General features: G+C 71.7%; 1 protein-coding gene. It reads left to right on the top strand.

Annotated features, from left to right (window positions below; all coding sequences use genetic code 11):
- Positions 1-2,062, top strand: a 2,062-nt coding sequence (locus tag ADY01_RS34645; protein ID WP_049580762.1) for an APC family permease, incomplete at its 5' end; no start/stop codon positions are given.
- Positions 2,063-2,800 lie beyond the last annotated feature (738 nt).

The following is a 2,800-nucleotide window of genomic DNA, read 5'->3' as shown; positions in this document are numbered from 1 at the left end:
TCCCGTGACCCCCGACGTCGGCAGCCTCCCCTCGCCGGGCGAGGTCGCGCCGACCCACTTCAGCCGGGTGGTGAGCATCCCCGCCCTCGGCGGGCAGCCGCCCGCCATCGAGTTCGGCGAACGGGGCGGCCCCCCGCCCACCCGCCGGGCGCGGGCCGCCCACCGGGCGCGGCGGGTGGTGCTCGGCGCCCCGCTGCGCAGCAGCGCGATCGCCCGCGAACGGATGAGCAAGCGCGTCGCGTTGCCCGTGCTGTCCGCCGACGCCCTCTCCTCGGTCGCCTACGGCCCCGAGGCGCTGCTCGCCGTCCTGGTCCTCGCCGGCACGGCGGGACTCGACTACGCCCTGCCGCTCGCCGGGGCCATCGTCTGCCTCATGGTGGCCGTCGGGATCTCCTACCGGCAGACGATCCGCGCCTACCCGCACGGCGGCGGCTCCTACCTCGTGGCCAGCAGCAACCTGGGACGCGTGCCGGGCCTGCTGGCCGCCGGCGGCCTGATGATCGACTACATCCTCACCGTCTCCGTGTCGATCGCCTCCGGGGTCGCGGCGATCGGCGCCATCTTCCCCTCGCCGGCCCGCGACCCCGTCCCGCTCGGCGTCTGCGTGATCCTGCTGCTGCTGGCGGGGAACCTGCGCGGCGTCCGGCAGGCGGGCAAGGTGTTCGCCGTGCCGACCTACGCGTTCATCGTCGCCATGGTCGCGCTGATCGTCGCGGGCCTGTTCGACGCGGCCGGGCGCGGCTTCCACCCGGTCACCCCCCACCCGGGCGCGACGGAGGGCCTCGGCCTGCTCCTGGTGATGCGGGCCTTCGCCTCCGGATCGACGGCGATGACCGGCATCGAGGCGATCTCCAACGCGGTGCCCGCGTTCAAGCCGGTCGAGTGGCGCAACGCCCGCACCACGCTGACCTGGATGATCGGCCTGCTCATCACGCTGTTCGCCGGGATCGTCATCCTGGTCCACCTCACCGGCGTCACGCCGAGCCACCACGAGCCCCTGCTGTCCCTGGTCGCCCACCACACGTTCGGTTCCGGGGCGATGTACGTCTTCGTGCAGCTGGCCACGGCCGGGGTGCTGCTGCTGGCGGCGAACACCGCCTACAACGACTTCCCCCGCGTCCTGTTCCTGCTGGCCCGCGACTGGTACGCGCCGCGGACCTTCCTCAGACTCGGCGACCGCCTCGCGTTCAGCAACGGGATCATCCTGCTCACGGCCGCGGCGCTGCTGATCTTCGTCGCCTTCGGCGGCAGGACCACCGCCCTGATCCCGCTGTACGCCGTCGGGGTCTTCCTCGCGTTCACGCTCTCGCAGGCCGGGATGGTGATCCACTGGCGGCGCGCACGCGACCGGCACTGGCGCAAGAGCCTGGTCTTCAACGCCGTCGGCGCCGTGCTCTCCGGCCTCGTCTTCGTCTCCGCGGCCCTCACCAAGTTCGCCGAGGGAGCCTGGGTCGCGGTCCTCGCCATCGGCGGGTTCCTGCTGGTGACCCTCCACATCAGGCGCCACTACGACGCCGTCGGCAGGGCCCTGCGGCTGCACCCGCACGCCATCGAACTCCCCACCCACGGCGTCCCCGCCCCGGCCGCTCGGGCCGCCGGGAACGGGGGCGGGGAGGGGGATGCCGCCGGGACGGAGGCCGAGACCGAGGAGTGTCCCGAGCAGATCCACCACCTGTCGGTCGTGCCGGTCGCGGTGCTCGACCTCGCCGGGATGCGCGCGCTGGCCTACGCGGCCTCGCTCAGGCAGCCGGTCCTCGCGCTCCATGTGAGCCCGAGCGACGAGGAGGCGGAGCGCTTCCGCGACTACTGGTCCCAGTGGGGCGACCACCTGCCCCTGGAGGTCGTGGTCACCCCCTACCGGGCGATCGTGGCGCCGCTGGTCGCGTATGTGGAGGCGCTGCACTGCCAGCGCCCCGACCTGACGATGACCGTGATCCTCCCCGAGGTCGTCCCCCGGCAGCGCCGGTACCGCTTCCTCCACAGCCGCATCGCCGCCCGCCTCCGCCGCTCCCTCCGCTCGCTCCCGAAGATCGTGGTCACGACCGTTCCGTTCCATGTGTAGGTGGGTGGGTGGCTGGGGTTGCGGCTTCGACGCTTGGCCTAGGTGGCCGGCGCTTGCCCGGGTGTCTGTTTCGTGCGGATGCACGAAAAGAGGCACCTACGGGGGGAGGGTTCGTGGGTGTTCGCCGTCCCGGTGACCGGCCGGCTTGTCGGGTGGATGAGGTGGGTGTCCGAACGGGCGCAGCGGATGACGTTCGTCTCGGGTCGGTCTGTTCGCTGTGGCTGGGGTGGCGCGCAGCTGCTGCCGCCTCTGTGTGCCCTTGTTGGTCATCGGCCGGGCCGGTGGGGGTCGTTGCCCAACCGGGCCGTGGTGGCGGTGCGCGGTCGTCTGCCCTTTCGGGCATCTGGAGGTGGGGACTCTTTTGAAACGCGAAACACTCCGTTTTAAACAGAGTGTTGAAAACAGATCGTGCGCCGTTTCAAAAGAGTCCCCGCCCTCCGATGCCCGATAGGGCAACGAACCCACCGGCCCGCTACATAAGCCCAGGCGGCGCGCGGACGACGACGAATACGTGCGGCCAGAGCAGGCCCGAAGGGTGCGCGCCACCCCAGCCGACCACAAGCAGACCGACCCAAGACCAGAGTCATCCGCTGCGCCCGTCCGGACACCCACCTCTTCCACCCCACAACCCTGCCGGTCACCGGGACGGCCCCGACCCACGAACCCTCCCCCCGTAGGTGCCTCCCTCGTGCATCCGCACGAAACAGACACCCGGGCAAGCCCCGGCCACCTAGGCCA

It is taken from the genome of Streptomyces sp. SBT349 (assembly GCF_001083795.1).
Lineage (GTDB): Bacteria > Actinomycetota > Actinomycetes > Streptomycetales > Streptomycetaceae > Streptomyces.
Note: the sequence above shows the minus strand (reverse complement) of the source record. Positions and strands in the feature narration are given on the sequence as shown.